Here is a 17438-nt window from a genome sequence, read left to right as displayed (position 1 = left end):
GAGTAGCGGTTGGTGAAGTTCGAGCGCCCGACTCAGACGCCAGTGGCGCCTTTACGGCGAAAATCTACTGGCGCCTATATGCCGAAAAACTTGCGGCGCCTAAACGCCGAAAACTCCCTGGCGCCTTTATGCCGAAAACGGTTTGGCTCCTTAACGGCGAAAGTTCACAACGCCTTTCGCTGGGTGAAGGAGAACCGCGAGTTTCTGTTCCGGCACGGTCGATTTCAGTTCGTCGATGCCGCGGGACGTCAGCCTCATTTTGACCGCTTCAAGGGAAGCATTTCCGACCGTCCTGGCCACGAACAGACAATCGAGCTGCTATCGGCTCTGTTTCCGACTTTGACGGAGTTGGCAGGTACTCGTGGCTTTATCTTTACTGAACCGTATTTCACGACAGCGACTCGTCGCGGCATCGCGACTGAGGCTGGCTATGACGCGTACTTCCTACTAACGCCGAGCAGTGATGCCATCCCGAAGCGCATCATCGATGACATAACATCGGCAGATGTGATGCTCAATGAAGTGACTTCGATTATCTCGACGACATTAGGAAAGCGAGACACATCCGGCGTGCCCATGGTTATCGAGCTGTTGATGGAGGTCGGTTATCGCTTCGACGCCGAGCCTCCGCCAACGTTGACGGCAAGTCTGCTTGGTGGACTTTTCGAAGCGAGCGGCTCTATCCTCGCCGAGCCAACGCCGCTTGGTTCGTCGAGGCCGGCGCCCGGTGCGTTGCTCGCGACTTTGGTTTTTACCATGCTCGAAAAGCAAGACGAAGAAGCAACCATGCGATTGCTTCTCCCCGCTTACGAGGCATGCTCATCGCTGGATTTTTGCGTTGAAACCTATTTCAAAGCTGCTTCAGCGCTCGAAGAGATACAGATGTTCCCGCACAGGCGACGAACGCCGTTTATCGGGCCGCAGTGCCTGCAGAGAATCGGTGAGTTGCTACTGGGAAAGCTCACCGCTGCGAAGAACGATAAGTCCTTGAACGCGGTTGCATCGGTCTGGGGGCTTGTGCCGGCCTGGCAGAACATCACAAAAAACGACGACGCCAAGAACTGGTTTAGCGAGCAAGTGCGCGATGACCTCCACTTTGCCGTGAGGGTCGTACGAGGCTTTGCTACTCGAAGAAATTCGGACGGAGAGGTTGAATATTCTTTCACTGATGACCTTGACCCTACCCTCTATGACTCCATTGCATTAAGCCAGGCAGTTCAGAAACACTTGCGGGAAGCCCAGCTATCTGACGATGAGCGTCATCTACTTCAAACAGTTAGCGATGGATTCAAGAAGGGCGGGACTGGCGGTCAGCCGGCCGAATCGTAGCCCGAGAGGGACCGGCGCTCAATTTCTATTGGCAACGGCTACGCTGCAGCAATCAGGTGCGACACCCGCACAACCGCTAAGTATTCGCGACGTGCGTTCAATAGCGTGCGTTGCGTGTGCCGTCCCTTCGAACCGACGAGACGGTCGGCTCTATTGCCCACAGGTGTACGGGAATACGCGAACAGCCGAATGCCGTTAAAGGCCTAACAGATGTCTCGCATGTGACGGAGTCTTCGCGTATTCGATATCAAGGCTCGCAAACTCCATCGCGATATCCTCATTGAGCTTCCCCTTTGATTGTTTCCCGGTGTAATCGTTGATGTTTGACGAAAGAAAAACGATACGAGACGTCATTCCCGCGTCTCGAAGCTCTTTGGCGGCTGCAAGATAGGTCTCTGTGACCATGCAATCTTTCGTCGAGTCTTTCCCCTGCTGCGCAGGCGTGCGAGCATGAATCATCCGCTTGTAGGCAAGTTCGTAGAAATTCGGCCGTTCACCCACCGTGGCTGCGGCTAACAACCATCTGTCCACGGCGCTTCGTGCCCTCGCAACGTGTCCACGCAAGTGCCCTGCGTTTGAGACCTCGGTCGCTCCAAATGCTCGTGCAATCAAGTCGATTCTGGCGATGCGGCCGACCAAAGCGTTAAGGACGGTCTGCAGAACACGGTTTAAAATGCCTGTGCACCATGTAGACGTTGGAGCAGTTTTTTTATCCAGCTCGGTCCATCAATGACAGAGGCGATGGGCCCAATTGTGCCCTCAACGAGGGTGCGGGGCGAGTTCAACCTGCGGTGTCTTTTACGCTTTGCGCAGCGCCTTGCGCACCATCCATAAATTGCCCAACGCAAATAATGTGGTGATCTGTGCGGTGTTCTTCGCCAGCCCCCGGTATCGCGTCTTCAAATAACCAAACTGTCGCTTGATGATTTGGAACGGATGTTCGACCTTTGCACGAATCCCGGCCTTCAGTCGTTCTATCTTGTCGTATATCGCATCGAGAGGATTCTTCAAGTTCAATTTCCTTCGCTTGCTGGGCCGCATCGCAATATGCCATCGAGCCGAGCCCGTTTGCTTACGTTTTTCGATGCCTTGGTATCCAGCGTCAGCGTAAACATCCGTTTCTTCACCGTGCAATAGCGCAAGGGCCGCGTTGATGTCGTGCTCGTTAGCCGCCGTGCCGATGACCGTGTGAACGAGGCCTGATTCTGCGTCCACGCCTATATGCGCCTTCATGCCGAAGTACCAATTCCTGCCTTTCTGGGTCGACTGCATCTCCGGGTCACGTGTGCCCGACCCGTTCTTGGTCGAACTGGGCGCTGCGATCAACGTAGCATCGACAGCCGAACCGGCTTTAAGCATCAGTCCCTTTTCATTCAATATCTCATTGACGACCGCAAGAATCTGCGCAGCGATGCCATGCGCTTCGAGCAGGTGCCGAAACCGCAAGATAGTCGTTTCGTCTGGAACACGGGTCATCCCTCCATCGAGGCCTGCGAATTCGCGATACAGCGGGACATCATAGACGGCTTCTTCCATCGCTGGATCCGACAGACCAAACCATTGCTGGAGGAAGTGAATTTGCAACATCGTCGCTACCGGAAATGGCGGCCGACCGGTCTTCCCCTTCGGATAATGCGGCTCGATCAATGCAATCAGCCTCGACCATGGCACCACTCGTTTCATCTCGTCCAGAAACTCCCGCTTACGCGTGCGCTTGGTTGACAGGTCCAAGCCGAGATGAAGCTGCGTCATCGTGATGCCTCCAAGTCGCTTGTTTACTAATAGTATTCCTTATTGTAACCACAAGAAGGAGTTCTGCAGAGTCTCCTTAACTTGCTTTGAAGCTTCTTCCGCAATGTGGGGAAGATGCTCATCGAGCTCCGTCCTTACCTGCTGAGCAACGAGGCTTAGAAGCGAACCTCGCTCCATTGCGTGAATCATCCCCAAAGCGGCCTCTGAATCGGGGGCAGTAAACGTATCGCGAGTCGGGTCTCGCATGACATCAAGAATCGAGCACGTGTCTGCGCACAGAACTGGAATGTCGAGCCTCATCGAGGCGGCGATATTCGCGGCATCGAAGCTCATTCTCTGTTCTCATCGTAGTATGCGAGCAATTCCAGCGAAGACTCGTAGTCAGTAGCAAGCCTTTCAGCTACGTCCTCCGGCCAATGCTCTGCCTTCGTGAGCCACCTTGCAAGATAGCTTGGATAGAAATGCTCGTGCTCGCTACGGTGCGCTGCAACGATGAACGCCATCCATCTTTCTCGGTCGAGTTGGTGGCTTGCCGCGGATGATTTGTTCGCACCAAGACTGAATGTTAAAAGTGCATTTGCTGCTTCTTGAGTGGTCCAATCGAGCGGTCCTTGTTGTCCCGTAGACAGTTCAAAGGTAATGCCGTTGGACTGTTTTGCTTTCTCAACTACCTCCGTAACGAGGTCGAGCAGCACAGCGTTGTACTCGCCTTCGCTGAGAGAGCTTCGCTCGCGCGGCACGATGTTCGAGACTTTGTATGAGGAGGCGCCATCGGGGAACAGCGTGACCGTCGCGGCAGCAATGTCCTTGCTCGCGGCCCGGGTGAACGCCAACATCCTCTCTTCGTCACCGGTGCCCATGGAAAGCAAGCGCTCTTCGACCTCCGTGTCGTGATGCCACGGCGCGGCCACAGCATCCAGCAGGGCCTTTCGCAGTGAGAGCCTATCGTTGTCAGTTACCAAGAGGTCTTGAAACACCTCTATCGTCGGGTACTTGTCCAATTGCATCCTCGCGCGCTTGCGTGTTGGTGAGACCGCGCTGAGAGAGCCTCTCGTGCGGCCACATTTTGAGATTCTATCGAGCTTCGCATCTGGTTGTGCATGCCTGCGGTCAGCAACCCGTGCCGGCGCTGGCGAGCTTGCGTGGCGGCCGGCGCCAGTCATACGCTCCCCGCGGTGGGCGGGCGAGACGACCTACCAGCCGCTGCGAATATAGGTGCGGTCGCTATTTTCTTAAAAAGGCTTCGTCTCGAATCGGAGGGCCTTTTTCAAAACCAAGAAAAAGCCTTTTAGAAGCTCCTTAGATGTTAAAGCGGACGGTCGGAGAGAGGACCTTTACGGACCTCGTCGCCCGCGTCAACGCGACGTACCAGTGTTGGCGGGAATCGCAAGCGTGAGGCGTGATGACGACGTGGTCGAATTCCAGTCCCTTCACCAGTAATGTGCTGCCCACGGATCGGTTCCGAATGATGCGCCCGCGTTCGCGGCGAGCATTTGCGATTTCGAACGATGCGTCATCAAGGTGCACTTCAGGGTATTCGATGCAGTGCTTAAGCGCAGCTCTAACACAATATAGAAGCTCGGGCCGAACGACAGTCACGCCCGGCTCTTGCCCGACGCAGACGAGGAAATCGGAGATGCTGTGCAACGATTGAGATGTCGCGATAGCACCTAGAGCCAATACCGCTTTCGATGCGGGCGTGCGCATTCGCTCCGGGTTGTTGAGCAGACTGCCGACGCGCTTCCTCTTGCCGGCAACGTCGGCTCCGCTGTACACGGTCCCCGCAAGAGTCAGCACGGCTTCAATCCGATTCGCGCCGGAGTGCGTTCGAAGCGCGTCGTAAAAGAGGCGTTCGGACCGACCGCCGACCGGTTCAACCGTGGTGGCTTTGATGCATTTGGCTAGGTCAGCCCGCTGGGTATCGCTTCTGCTGGAATGCAGCACGTTCAGGGTGTGACCATCGTCCATTCGAATTGAGCAGTGTCGGGCGAGCTCGTTGGCTCCGGACTTGAGGTCTGCGCGGACCCATGACAGGCAGGCTGGAGCACCGGCGAAATCGAAATGCCCTCCGCGAAATCGGTCGCGGTTCCGAATGAGCCAGTAACCGAGGTCGGCATTCCCCGCTGCCATCCAGCGATGTGGAGTCTCAAGACGGCCTGCCAATGGGAATCGCGCGAGCGTCTGCGCATCCCAGTCAGCCAGCTTTTCATCTCGAAATCCGAAAATGGCTTGCAGTGGGTCGCCGAAGACGTAGCAGCGCAGGACCTTCGCCAAGACGCAGACCAGGCGATGATGGTTCTCGGTGCAATCTTGATACTCATCCACCAGCACCCCGGTGTAAGAGGCCTTGAGGACGCTCTCAATAGTGCCGATTTCGATGAGATGTGCGGCGGCGCGAATTACTGAGGACCAATCCCCGTTGCGGACTGTCCATGTGCGAGCGAGACCAGAGCCCAGCGGATAAGCCATCGCATATCGATGTGCCCACGCCGAGAGTGTGTCGACCTGCCATTTATCGGCGGGAACACCATGACGCTTGAGTCGCTTTCGAATCGCATCGACACCAGCAACCGTGTGAGTAAGAATCAACCAGCGCCCGGGCACGTGCTTCGCGATCAGCGTAATTTGCTCGGTTTTGCCGGTGCCGGCCGGTGCCTCGATAGCTCCACGTCGAGTCGACATCATCTGCGCGACTGACGCCTCAAGCATTGCCGTTCAACCATTTGAAGATTCGGTCGAGATGCCCATCAATCGAGCCTTCGCCTATGAGGGCCTGTGGCGCCAAAACCGTCTTGCCGATCTCGAAGCACATGTCGAAGTCGCGCTTAATCCATTTGTTCTTGTGCGCGGCGAGGCCAATCGTGCGGCAGCCCTCTTCGTTCTCAAGGAGCGCCTCGATTTCTTCCAAATTCTGAAATCGACGATTGGCGGCTGTCGACACTTCGCCAATGATTCGGCGCTCGTCACGCTCCCGAATCATCAACTGCCACAGCGACTTGCGCGTATCCAGGGAAGTGCCCATGAAGAGTTCTTGCTCCGTGCAGCGGTCGTCGCCCCATTGAAAATGGTGGAGAAGCGCGTTAAGCACCGCGTCCTTTTGAGCGGGCTTCGGCTCCGTGTCGCTATCAGTGAAAAGCGCTGTGCGGTATCCAAGCGAGTCGAAATGGACTGCCACATCGGGCGCTTCCCCGCCGCCGCCGTCTACCAGGACAACGTTGTTTGAATGAAAGGGCAACTCAGCACCTTCAGCGTAGCCTTTGAGAAGCGCAATTTCGGTTTGACCCTCGCAAACCAGCACGGAGCGCGCGAGCAGCGCCTCGCCTTTGTCGCGCACATACTTTTTCGCTGAAAGCACCGGGGTATCGCTGCTACTGACTGCGGCGACCGTCACCTTTCCGTTGCGCGCGTCTCGCCGGCAAAGGAATACCTCGTTGAAACGAACGTCGCGCAGGGTCGTTATCGAGTGCGTGGTCACAAACAACTGACCGCTCGCCTCCACTCGCCTGCGCAGGTGACTCACCAGCAACGAAATCCGGTGCGGCTCGAGTCCGAACTCCAACTCGTCCACAAGGAAAAGGTGCCTTCCCGCGGATTTCGCACTTTGTAGGGCCGCTACCGCGAGACGCGAGGAGCCCGTACCCAAGCAACGAAGAGGCACATTGCCATCATGGAGCGCGACGCCACTAGCGTTGGTCGAAAAGCTCGTGTGGTCAAGGTTCGCGGCCAGACCGGTCTTCACTTCCACGCCCAGCTGCTGAATGTCCGGCGCGACCGTGTCAATCAAATCTTCGAAGGTCTTCGAACTACGCTCAGCGAAGGTGTCACGCGCTGCTCGCAGAAGCTCGTTCAAGTCCGCCGGCAGACGCTCCGGATGCTCTCCAACTCGCGCTAGGGCCGAGCCACGTCCCCACGACAGGTGGCGGTCGGCATAGACGCCCAGGCGTGCTGGTGCCATCAGCTTGCGGTCGCCAAATCGCACGCGACGCGTCTTATCGTCGAGGTCGTGCTCGTTCGGGATAAACCAAACGGGCTCGAGCGTCTCATCGACGTCTAACTGGAGCGTCAGAGCCGGGCGGAACCCGTCGCCTTCCGATGGCTCGGACCTCCATTCGTTCGTTTCGGCTTTCCATCCGCTGAGCATAAGGCCGTATTTGTTATCACGGAGCAGCTCATCCGGAAGATTCACGACGACTGCCGCGAGGCGAATATGGTTGGTCGGTGACGCCTCGAAAAAATCGAGGTCGTCGAAAACGACGTTATGCCGTTCTGTGAACAGCAGCTCGATGGCGTCGAGAATCGTCGTCTTTCCGCTGTCACCTGGGCCGATGAGGCAATTGACGCCGGGCTGAGGCGTCCAGGTTAGCTCACTGATTCCTCGAAAATTCCTGATGTAGATGGATGCGATGTGCACGTCGGTCTCTCCGCCGATTCCTGCTCGGATACAGGTTTATGTGGCAATCGACTATATAGGTTTACCGCCAAAAAACGAACGCAATAAATGTGGCCGAGTGGATGCCTGCGATGTCCCCGGCGTCCCATAGTTCGCTATTGCCGCCTTCCCCAGTCGTGTAGACCCGGTGCGTTGTCATCGAGCTCCCGGTAAACTTCGATTTCCGTTCACGGCCAAGGAGAGCAGCCTTGCTCGACCCCATTATCTCGCTCGCGTTCTCTATGCATTCCAATAGAGGCGTTTATGCACTTCTGCTCGGTTCCGGAGTGTCGCGCTCATCGCGTATCCCAACCGGCTGGGAAATCGTCCTCGAATTGGTGAGAAAGGTTGCACGGCTGGAAAACGCGAATTGTGAGCCGGACCCCGCGGCGTGGTACACCGAGCGATTTTCACGCCAGCCGGACTACGGCGAGTTGATTGACGCTGTTGCGAAGACGCCCAGCGAGCGTCAAGCGCTGTTGCGGAGCTACTTCGAGCCGACCGAGCAAGAGCGCGAGGACGGCGAGAAGATGCCGACGAAGGCGCATCGGGCAATCGCGAAACTCGTGAGCGCAGGTTACATCAGGCTTATCGTTACGACGAACTTCGACCGGCTCACCGAGCGCGCACTCGAGGACGAGGGCGTTGAACCTATAGTCGTGAGCGGGCCAGACCAGTTGGCTGGGCTTCCGCCTTTCGCACACCTCGGGTGTTGCGTGGTGAAGGTCCACGGCGACTACCTCGACTCGCGCATCAAAAACACCCCATCCGAGCTCGAAGAGTATGCAGAGGGGATGAACAGGTTCCTAGACCGAGTATTCGACGAGTTCGGCATCGTGACCTGCGGTTGGTCGGCCGATTGGGATACCGCTTTGCGGGCGAGTATCGAGCGTGCTCCCTCGCGCCGCTACTCGATGTACTGGGCATCCCGAGGCGAGCCGGGTCAAGCCGCGCGTAACCTGATTGCGCGGCGCTCTGGCCAACTCCTACCGATTAGCGATGCGGACAGCTTCTTCAACGACTTGCACTCGAAAATCGAGTCCATCGAAGAGTTCGAGAAACCGCATCCGCTCTCTAAGGACATCGCTGTAGCATCGGCAAAGCGGTTCCTGAGCGAGCCGCAGCATCGAATCCGATTCTCTGACCTCGTCGATGGGTTGGCAAACGACCTCGCGGCCAAGCTGCGTGGCGGCCCGCTTGCGGACACGAATACTATGCCGAACGTCGACTCGGTGACGGCTAGAGTCCGCTCATATGACTCGCTTTGCTCAGTTTTGGTTGGTGTGGCGATGGTCGTCGGTCGATGGGGAAGCCGTGACGCCGCCCTCGTGCTGCGTCGCGCACGAGAGCGCATAGATGCAGTCCGACGACATGACGGATATCCGGAGTGGATAGACTTCCAGCACTATCCGACGACCCTGCTTACCTACACAGCGCTCCTTGGTGCATCGCTAGGCGACAACTTCGTCGCGATGCGCTCCCTATTTGACGGCGAGGTTAAAGTGAGAGGCTACGACACGCCGGTCACAGTTGCATTGCCGCCAAGCTTTTTTGCCGAGGAGGACTCGGCGAGGATGCTCAAGGATTTCGCACGTCATCGTGTCCCGGTCAGCCTCTGGATGCATCGGACCTTATGGACAGAGGTGGGCCACAAATTTACTTCTCAGTCGGAGTTCGATATCCACTTTGACTTCGTAGAAATTCTGGCGGCTTTGGCTTGTCAGCACACCCGCGCGGAGAAGGGTGATACCGACTTCGGAGGATGGTTTCCGCCTGGTCGATACATCCACAGCACAAAAAACCGTGAGCGGATTTTTGACGATATCGAAGAGAACCTTACGACGCTTGGAAATACATCGCCATTCGTGGCTCTTGCGTTGTTCGGAGACGATGCGAAGCAGTGCAAGGCGGCAATCGTCGCTATGCGAACTGCGTTGACCAGAATCCGTTACGGCTGACCTCTCGACTTCGCGGCTCATCGCACTGGTCCAACGTGGAGATACGCCGGCTCGGACATATTGACTGCGGCGGCCGACATGCTCGCTCGCTATGGAGCGTGTGGTCGCTGTCGGCCGACGCAAGGCCCGTGACTCGCAGTTTCATGCTTGGCGCGGGAACCCACATCTCGCAGGTGAAAGCGATTACCATCAGGGTCTGAATGACGGCGAGGTCGCCGAGGAATCTCCGACCTCCGTCAGACCGCAACCGCAATGTCCGACTTGCGAATCTTCTCCACAAGTAAGTCCACTATGGCTGAGCCTCGATTGCTAGCTTTTCGATTGCCGTTCGACCTCGTTGGCGAACGATTTGAGCGCGACGTGGTTCTTCACGACACGACCGCGGAGATTACCGTACCCGACAGCTTCGAGACCGATATGGCAGACGATGTCGCGCGGTCAGAGGTGCTGGCTATTCAACGTCTGCTCACTCTGAGTCGCCACGTCGAAATCCATTTTCGCTGGGGGGCACAGATTGCGAAGCGGGTACTTGCGTCACCCTCGCTATTTCCTCTGCTGGCGGTAGCAATTACGCTGGAAGACGCCCATCACACCATTGGAGGGATAGACCTTGAGCAGGCGAGCGCGGATGTCGAGACTTCTCGTCGCAAGCTCTTCAAACAGCGTCTGAAGACGGACATGTTTTCGGACACTCAGGTCGTGATTTGCGCCGACAGTCGCGGGCGTGGCACGCCGCCGGATTTGTACGGCAACGGCGGCCGCATGATTGCGCGTGATGACTTCGAGTCCTTACTGGAAGAACTGGTCGCTTTACAGGCAGGCACTGACGTTTCAACGTCGACCGCAGTCAAATGGAGCTCTGCTCTGGCCACGGTTGTGTCAGAGCTCTTTGAGAACTCTGACACGCACGGAAAAACGGAGCTTTCCGGTATTCCTATTCGGAAGAACGGCATCCGCGGCATTGTCTTAAAGCGGATAAAGCTCGATAAGCCTGCGAAGAAGGCCACTGGCGAGGAAGCCACAAAGATAGACGCATTCGAGCTGTCCATTTTCGATTCCGGCCCGGGCTTCTTTGCATCCTTTCTAAGGAAGCCCATTCAGGACGATGTGCCCCTTGACCTCGAATGGAAAGTGGTTCATGCCTGCCTTGAGCGCCACTACGAACCAGGCATCATGGACATTAGACCAGGCCATCGCGGAATGGGACTCTACGAGGTTCTGCGTGCGCTGCAGATGCTACGCGGCGCTATCGAAGTTCGAACGGGAAGAATCTTCGGGTATCGCACTTTCATGGAGGGCAACCTCAAGCTCAATATGGAGCCCGCCACATCGCTTACGCGTCCAGGCATGCCCAAGCCGCAACTGCTCGACGTAGAGCGGCGCATCGTCACTGTCCCGACAAGGCATGAGCTGTTGGTGGGCTCGTCTATCCGAGTAATCGTTCCCCTGCATTGAGAGCATGAGCGCGCTTCGTCTAGCAACAAGATTTCGTCGAGACGCATACGAGGGCGAAGCCAGCCTTCTGGTCTACGACGAGTACGACTTCACCGAATCGACGCTGAGCGAGGACGTTCGGAACATCTTCGACAGGCATCCGGCCACAGCAGACATTTATGTGCTTGCGCCATTTGTTGCGACGGATGACATAGTTCGATTGATTGCGAACGGCGTGGCCGTAGCGCGAGCGCGCCGTTACTTTGAAGGCATCGGCGGGAGGATTCGCCTTCTGTCCATCCGCAAGGAGCCCTCGGGGACGCTACAGGTCCTTTCTACGCCGTTCGAATACAGCGATGAAGCGGCGACGCCTGGTGAGCCCGAAGTGCTGAACTCGAAACTGTCGCGCGGATGGCTGTTTGACCTGTTTCACCGCGGAGGGGGCTTGGTGGAAGCGCCGCCCGGCGTGCATTTCGGGAAGCTGTCGGGCCGGCACTCGAACAAATTTTTGCGGGCAAGTGCGCCGCTCCTGACGTCAGAGGCGTGTGCAGTAGTAGCCTTTTTCGCTCTTGCCAACACTTCCGGGAAAGCGCCTTCGCGCATTTTGGTCGATACTGCGCCCATCATCGCTGTGGCGTTCGCGATGGCACGCATGGCTGCGACTCATGGGCTGTGGGAGAAGCAACCGCCTGTAAAGTCCTTCAGTTCTTACGGGGGCGTCGAGAATCTGCCGCGGACGCGCCCAACGGATTTGTTCTTGGTTTCCGCCTCGACGTCAGGAGGTTTGGCTCAACGACTCATTGGCATCAAGGCGAACGAGAAGCGGATTGTCACGCTCTTCTACCTTGAGTCTGGCGCGAAAGAATACAAGGGAATCGTCGTCTGCAACCTGACGTACAAGAACGACGGTCTGTATGGCTATGCGTCAATCAGCAACCACGAAGCAACAGACTGCCCTTACTGCCGTGCGGGATATTTTCTTGCCCAACTCGAAGGCGACCAGTTCCTTCTGGAAAAGCGTGCGGTGAAGCGACTGGCGGTTCGGAGCTCATCGCAGCCGGCGGATGCGAGAAAAACCATCGAGCGACTGGCGCGAACAGGTTGCTTGGACGTAACGCGCTTCAGGCCATCTGTTTGGTCTGCGGGCACCGAAATCAACGGAGAGCGGCTCCTCGACACGGACCAACTGCTCCGAGCCGATTTTGTCCGCATGATGCGCAGATTTTCGCCCGCCCCATTGCACTACGTTATGCTGGTCGGTATTTCCGACGACGCGTTCGCCAAGCTGGTCGAAGACGCCGGGTTGGCAACCGTCGTGGCGGAAGCGACTGTCACGCGCTCGCTCGAAGGCCTAACTAGCGTCGTAGGCGGAGGCGCGCTGGTCGTCTTCGGCTGCTTAAGCAATCATGCCCAAGCCCGCGAAATTAACGCGCGGATGCGCACCTTGGTTCCGGGCGGAGCAGTTGCATACCTCTCGGCGGTGACCGTTGCTCAGAATCGGCAGGCGCTAGACGAGCTCGAGATGTTCCTGAGTTACGGGGAAAGAGGGCGTGACACGTTCACGATGCGCTCGGCACTGAATTTCATGCTTCCAGTACTTGCGCCTACCGATACCGCGTGGGAGGCGGAATTCAGCTTACTGCAGCGCATGAGTGAAGAAAAGGCGCTACCGGCCGAGCTGGACGCACGATTGCAGGAACTCGATACATCAGCAACGAGCAAAGACGGCTTGTTCTTCAGCGGCGAGCGGCCAGCATTGGCTATCGCCCGCGACTTCGTTTATCTGGATACTGAAGACCGCCGGGACTCCATCTCCCAAGCAGACATCTACGCCGTGGTGTCGAACATGCTGGCATGCGTGCGTGCAGACAACCAAGGTCTTGGTGCGAAAAAGAAGAGCCTTCTGGACAGTGCACCTGGCACGTCTAACGTGTACGGCCATGCCCTTGTCTGCCCGTCCAACTTCGAGAACTACAACGATGCGGTTCTTCGCGCTGCCTTCTTACGCGCCGCGAGTCCGTCCGAGCTGCTGTACTCCGTCGACGACGAATGCAGCACTGAAGTGTTCAACGTAATCGACGCTGAACTTGCTGCATGGAGCGAAGGCGGCGGCGGTGCGCTTCCAGAATTTATGCTCGCGCTGGCCACGCGGCGAATGCGCTTGACTGACAGGCACCTTCAAGAGTTGAGCGCTCGATTCAGAGATAAGGTCTTGCCTCAGTACCTTCGAGACTTGGCAGGTGTAATTGAAAACCTGCCGGATTTCACGTAACCGGATAGCAATCTCTTCACTGGTCAGGGTAGTTTCTGTCGCAACCCTCTACTTGTTATGCCGTCGATGCGCCTAAATGCCGGAGCAACTGCGGCGATGTCTCGGGGTGGCAGCCGCAATTCGTCGAAGTAGCGGCGCCATTCTCGAAGTACGCCCCACAACTTGGAAACAAGCTCGCATGCTTTAGCCTCGGAGAGTCCGAAATCGCTGTGGGCGCTATCGGCTCTTGTGGACGTCCGTTCTGGCGCAGGGACCATCTTTTGCCGGGAATCTTATTCTGCGGAAAGCACGGTCAGCCCCTGCGCCAAGCATGCGAACTGTGTATGGACTACGCGATGAACGCGATGCGTACGCTTCATGCCGGGCGTCACTGCGGATGCGGGTTGACACCCGTTCCTGAGGCGCTGGGGCTCGGCAGTAAGGTGGAGACATCTGAAATTGAGCTCGCGCAGATTGCTTCGAGTCTGCTCGACCAACAGTATCTACCGAATCTGAACCGCGAAAGCGTGGCTGCAGCTATAGCAAGAGGTGCCATCCAAAAGGGACTCGTGCAGCGACAGCGATTTCGCTGGACGCCTACGGAGAGATTCTTCGCCGGCCACCAACTGCTACCGCTTATTCGGCGTACCGGAATAACAATCGAGCGCAGCGTGTCGTTTCGGCACGTTTTGAAGGGGCAGCAGTTCGTTCGCCATCCCGTGGGAGCGATTCTGATGGGATGCCGTGTTTTTTCCGCCTTCGCTCGAATTTGCTGACACGACGGCGCACACGCTTGGCAGCATGAGGGCCGCTGGACGAATGGGCCAACCGTGGGCTAGAGACGTGCTTGCCGGCATGTATGGGTATCTGAACTGGAGTGACCTCGTCGAAAATCTGTCGACAGACCGTTGCTCGGTCTCCGTTTGGGACGATGAGCTGAGTGAAGATGTGCTCGATGAGCGCAGGGAGATTCAGCTCGAGGCAATTTCGCGTCGCAGACGGATGAGTGAATCGAAGGCCCGCTCCATTATCAGAGAACTCAAACCATCAAACAGAGTCAGGAATCCCCGGTACGTCGACACCCGGAAACCTGACAGCATCGATGAGTTCAGTTCTGCCGCAAGGTGGACGAGTGGAATGTGTTTGTCCACAGTGCGCCGCTGGCTGGTGCGCGTCCGGCAGAGCGGCGCCCGAAAAATCGCCGGACGCCCGCTGCATAAGGCACAGAGCGGCTCCGGACGATGCAAGCACTCCCTGTAAACGCTTCTATTTCCAACGGGAAAAAACTTGGACCAAACCGCATTTCCGCGTGTATTCTCCGGTACCGCAAAGGCGAGAAGCGTTTATGGAATTTTCAACGCTTTGATTTGGCTGCAAAAATCGGGAGCACGGAGCGGGCGGTGAGGTCATAAACGCTTCTATTTACGTTCGACAGAAACACCCAGCTTTGCTCTCGCCCTTGCTCCAGCGTCACAGACTTCGCAAGATTCCGCATATTGGCCACATTAAAGTGAGGCGCTAAACCCGACTGGGCTCCGCGTCTTGGCTCATTCTTAACGTTTGAACCAACGTTGGCCTGTCACGAAAACCTTATGTGGCAAGAGTTTGCGGCTTCGTTGGCGCAAACTCTTGGTTCAAACCTCGAAGATAGACCGCGACTTGCACCAAGGCTAGACCGATACGGTATATCGGGCTGTGCTCCGCGCACCCGTCAATTGTAGCGACCCTTTTTTCAACAGTTGATCCAATGCTCGTCGCATCTGCGATCGCGGAATTTCCATGCCCACGCGTTGATGAATCTGGCTGATGCTTGATCCCGGATAGCGCGCGACATCTTCCAAAATGAGCGCTAATAAGCGATGCGGTTCGATCCGCTTCAACGTCGTCGTCGCCGCAAAGTCAAGATTTCTAAGTAAGCGCGGGTCAACGAAGTAACGCGTGGCCTGGGTACGTCCCGCCGACTTCACGATCGCCCAATCTAATAGTCGCGCCAGCCACGCACGAAGTGCGTCCGGAGAGCCAAGCTCTAGCATAGCGATGAGTTCGCGCGCAGTAAGTGAATCGTGCTGCGCGAGCAGTCCCAATGCAATCCGCTCACGTTGCTGCAAATGAAACGTCTCATCCGCCTTGGCGAGAAAGTCGATCACCTCCGGCTTCAGAATGCGTCGGCGTATCGCCACCTGCACGCGATCGTGACTCTCGATCAACTCGGGTGCGGGGCGTCCTTGCGACAACAGGACTTCATACATTTTGTCGAAACCGCTCCCCTCGCGCTCCATCAGCTTTAGATCATGGAACAGTCGCGCCAGGATCTCATTGCGCCGAACAGTCGTGTGCAGGATGTTCCGCGGTGTAACGCCAAGCGGAAGAAGACCAGGGTTTACGACTTCAAGCCGGTCCGGATACAAGTTGATAAAAATGTCGCCCCGCTGCGTGTACGGTCGATGAACTAGTGCATTAACGAGAAGCTCGCGCACCACAATCTCGTCGTAAGCCGGGACATACTGTCGATAAAGGCCATCTGGAAGCTCGTACCGCTCACGGAAATCTGGGACTTCCTTCCATACCGCCTCGACCAATTCCATCGGACTCAGAAGTTGGTCGTCCCACACCCATTTATTGACCTTCGCGCCACTGTCGTCGTACTTGATGACCTGAATGACGGGTGCGGTCGCGAGCTGCGCGCGATCGGCTTGAGTGCCGACGCATAGAACGCCCATGTTTGTCAGATAGTCCCCGCGCACCAGCATGTAGTGTTCGAGCAACTCGTCGACCGACTTCTCTTTGACCGACGCCTTCACACGGTCCGACGTAAGAAGACCTTGCGTGAGCCGCTGAATCTGCTCGGCGTTCACCACCCGTCGAGACACACTTGCTGCGCATTGAGTTTCCCAAGGCAGCGCCGCGCGTTCGCTTGCAAGCCTCAGCACATCATCGCCCGTGACGGGGGCGCTTTTGTCGGCGATACGGATGAAATAGCGTCCGTCGGTGGTGGACGCTACCGCCACGGCGCGTGGGATGGTTATCTCAAGATACTGCCCGCCGTTCTCAGCCGTCTTTGCCTCAGGCAACGCAACGACGTTGACGGTGAGCTCGCTCAGACGACGGCGTACCAAGTCGGGCAGATCAATCGGAAGCACTTGTTCAGCTGGGGGCACAGCGACGGCATCTTCGATGCCAATGAGCAGTCGTCCTCCGGTTGCATTGGCGAACGCCACCGAGTCTTTAGCCAACTCATGCCAATCCGCGGACTTTCCGGTCACGGCACGCAACGATTTCTTGTCGAGCAACTGCCCTTCTTGGCTCAAGTCATACCCCAGGTGAAAACGACGGTTGGCGTTCTGATTAGAACGGTCACACCGTCAGGCGTTAGTCCAACGACGCGGAGAGCGGCGCAAACGATAATTTTATGTCGAAGTCGACGGAGAGATCGTACCTATGCTGATTGCACAAGCGAATAGACGATCGATAATCGGTAGGTGGTGCGGGCTGGGCCGGCGTGTCGAGCACGCTGCTGAGATGCCGCTCTATTGCGTCGAGATTTACTGCGCGCGGCCCTTCATTCGAATCGGATAGGTCGCGGCACGACGATCGCCGTGTCGATGCGTTGCATGTGTACCTGGGGTACCGTCGAATCTACGCGAACATGGCAATCGATCACTACCTGCTTCTGGTTCGCGGAGTAAGTGATTGCCGCGCGCTTACGCATAAAGTCTCGCCCCCCCTCTCATCCTCATCGCCGGTCTGGTCATTTCCTGAAGGTATTCTTTGTCGGGTCGCTCTTCGCCGACCCTAGACCTGCCTCAAACGGGCGCACTTGCGCACCGATCGCGGCACGCAAAACGAACGTCTGTGCAAGGAGCGCTTCGTGCCAGGTCGTACACACGAAATCGAAGCGAGACGTTCTTAATGCAGCGTATCGGACAGCGCCGCATTTTTCGAGGCGAAGGTGGTGACTTCGAAGTCGGTTTCGGAATCCGCTCCGTACGTCGCACGCTGCACAAGCTCAACCGCGCCGTGCCTCGCGATGACATAAAGCACGGAGCCGCGGCGCGCGTCTTGATACAGTGCCGTGCATCGCGAAGTTATCACGAGCGGAATGACGATCGCATGCTGGATGCGCATCGCATTGACCGCCAGTCGCGGCACCGCATGGCCATGTGCGACGAGCCACGCGCCGGCGACTGCGCGCTTAAGCGTGATCTACTCACGGATTTCTCTCCGCACTGAGGGCTGTTCAAGGCCAGCGAGTTTCATTGCTTTGACTGTCGCCGCTTCGGTGATC

Annotated in this window: 13 protein-coding genes; 6 read left to right on the top strand and 7 right to left on the bottom strand. The window is 57.1% G+C overall.

The window, feature by feature from the left end; all coding sequences use genetic code 11:
- Positions 1 to 78 precede the first annotated feature (78 nt).
- Positions 79 to 1329 carry a hypothetical protein gene (locus P9292_RS01965; protein WP_309957861.1) on the top strand — a complete coding sequence of 417 codons (1251 nt, stop codon included), beginning with the start codon at positions 79 to 81 and terminating at the stop codon, positions 1327 to 1329.
- A 195-nt stretch (positions 1330 to 1524) separates the two neighbouring features.
- Here the strand turns inward: P9292_RS01965 and P9292_RS01960 are convergent, their stop codons facing one another.
- From P9292_RS01960 to P9292_RS01935, 6 genes are all read right to left on the bottom strand, one after another.
- On the bottom strand, positions 1525 to 1860 hold the full coding sequence (locus P9292_RS01960; protein ID WP_309851466.1) for a hypothetical protein: 336 nt from the start codon (positions 1858 to 1860) through the stop codon (positions 1525 to 1527).
- Positions 1861 to 2127: 267 nt separating this feature from the next.
- Positions 2128 to 3081 (bottom strand): IS5 family transposase, encoded by a 954-nt coding sequence (locus tag P9292_RS01955; RefSeq protein WP_309957858.1) that lies wholly within the window; start codon positions 3079 to 3081, stop codon positions 2128 to 2130.
- 39 nt (positions 3082 to 3120) lie between these two features.
- Positions 3121 to 3414, bottom strand: a complete 294-nt coding sequence (locus P9292_RS01950; RefSeq protein ID WP_309852246.1) for a hypothetical protein — start codon at positions 3412 to 3414, stop codon at positions 3121 to 3123.
- Positions 3411 to 4082, bottom strand: a complete 672-nt coding sequence (locus P9292_RS01945) for a hypothetical protein (RefSeq protein WP_309852244.1) — start codon at positions 4080 to 4082, stop codon at positions 3411 to 3413. The genes P9292_RS01950 and P9292_RS01945 overlap by 4 nt, the downstream gene beginning before the upstream one ends.
- A gap of 298 nt (positions 4083 to 4380) precedes the next feature.
- The gene (locus P9292_RS01940) at positions 4381 to 5790 is read right to left on the bottom strand and encodes a UvrD-helicase domain-containing protein (RefSeq protein ID WP_309852241.1); all 1410 of its coding nucleotides are present in this window, start codon (positions 5788 to 5790) and stop codon (positions 4381 to 4383) included.
- On the bottom strand, positions 5783 to 7492 hold the full coding sequence (locus P9292_RS01935; protein WP_309852238.1) for an AAA family ATPase: 1710 nt from the start codon (positions 7490 to 7492) through the stop codon (positions 5783 to 5785). The genes P9292_RS01940 and P9292_RS01935 overlap by 8 nt, the downstream gene beginning before the upstream one ends.
- Before the next feature lie 227 nt (positions 7493 to 7719).
- Between P9292_RS01935 and P9292_RS01930 the strand changes: the two genes are divergently transcribed.
- From P9292_RS01930 to P9292_RS01915, 4 genes are all read left to right on the top strand, one after another.
- The gene (locus tag P9292_RS01930) at positions 7720 to 9468 is read left to right on the top strand and encodes an SIR2 family protein (RefSeq protein WP_309852236.1); all 1749 of its coding nucleotides are present in this window, start codon (positions 7720 to 7722) and stop codon (positions 9466 to 9468) included.
- Between the two features lie 291 nt (positions 9469 to 9759).
- Complete coding sequence (locus tag P9292_RS01925; protein ID WP_309936344.1) at positions 9760 to 10923, top strand: hypothetical protein; 1164 nt, start codon at positions 9760 to 9762, stop codon at positions 10921 to 10923.
- A 4-nt stretch (positions 10924 to 10927) separates the two neighbouring features.
- Positions 10928 to 13174, top strand: coding sequence for a hypothetical protein (locus tag P9292_RS01920; protein ID WP_309852232.1), 2247 nt, complete (start codon positions 10928 to 10930; stop codon positions 13172 to 13174).
- A 323-nt stretch (positions 13175 to 13497) separates the two neighbouring features.
- Complete coding sequence (locus P9292_RS01915) at positions 13498 to 13929, top strand: hypothetical protein (RefSeq protein ID WP_309852229.1); 432 nt, start codon at positions 13498 to 13500, stop codon at positions 13927 to 13929.
- An 894-nt stretch (positions 13930 to 14823) separates the two neighbouring features.
- Here the strand turns inward: P9292_RS01915 and P9292_RS01910 are convergent.
- Positions 14824 to 16461, bottom strand: coding sequence for an ATP-binding protein (locus tag P9292_RS01910; protein ID WP_309957856.1), 1638 nt, complete (start codon positions 16459 to 16461; stop codon positions 14824 to 14826).
- Positions 16462 to 17062: 601 nt separating this feature from the next.
- Here P9292_RS01910 and P9292_RS01905 point away from each other — a divergent pair.
- The gene (locus P9292_RS01905; RefSeq protein ID WP_309852223.1) at positions 17063 to 17383 is read left to right on the top strand and encodes a hypothetical protein; all 321 of its coding nucleotides are present in this window, start codon (positions 17063 to 17065) and stop codon (positions 17381 to 17383) included.
- Positions 17384 to 17438: the final 55 nt, after the last annotated feature.

Source organism: Caballeronia sp. LZ001, from assembly GCF_031450875.1.
Taxonomy (GTDB): domain Bacteria; phylum Pseudomonadota; class Gammaproteobacteria; order Burkholderiales; family Burkholderiaceae; genus Caballeronia.
This window is presented reverse-complemented; position numbering and strand designations above follow the sequence as displayed.

Excerpts from the sequence above, each read along its gene's own strand:
- P9292_RS01925 (WP_309936344.1), top strand. The coding sequence starts at position 9,760 with ATGGCTGAGCCTCGATTGCTAGCTTTTCGATTGCCGTTCGACCTCGTT.
- P9292_RS01965 (WP_309957861.1), top strand. The coding sequence starts at position 79 with ATGCCGAAAAACTTGCGGCGCCTAAACGCCGAAAACTCCCTGGCGCCT.
- P9292_RS01915 (WP_309852229.1), top strand. The coding sequence starts at position 13,498 with ATGGACTACGCGATGAACGCGATGCGTACGCTTCATGCCGGGCGTCAC.
- P9292_RS01920 (WP_309852232.1), top strand. The coding sequence starts at position 10,928 with ATGAGCGCGCTTCGTCTAGCAACAAGATTTCGTCGAGACGCATACGAG.
- P9292_RS01950 (WP_309852246.1), bottom strand. The coding sequence starts at position 3,414 with ATGAGCTTCGATGCCGCGAATATCGCCGCCTCGATGAGGCTCGACATT.
- P9292_RS01905 (WP_309852223.1), top strand. The coding sequence starts at position 17,063 with ATGCAGCGTATCGGACAGCGCCGCATTTTTCGAGGCGAAGGTGGTGAC.
- P9292_RS01955 (WP_309957858.1), bottom strand. The coding sequence starts at position 3,081 with ATGACGCAGCTTCATCTCGGCTTGGACCTGTCAACCAAGCGCACGCGT.
- P9292_RS01940 (WP_309852241.1), bottom strand. The coding sequence starts at position 5,790 with ATGCTTGAGGCGTCAGTCGCGCAGATGATGTCGACTCGACGTGGAGCT.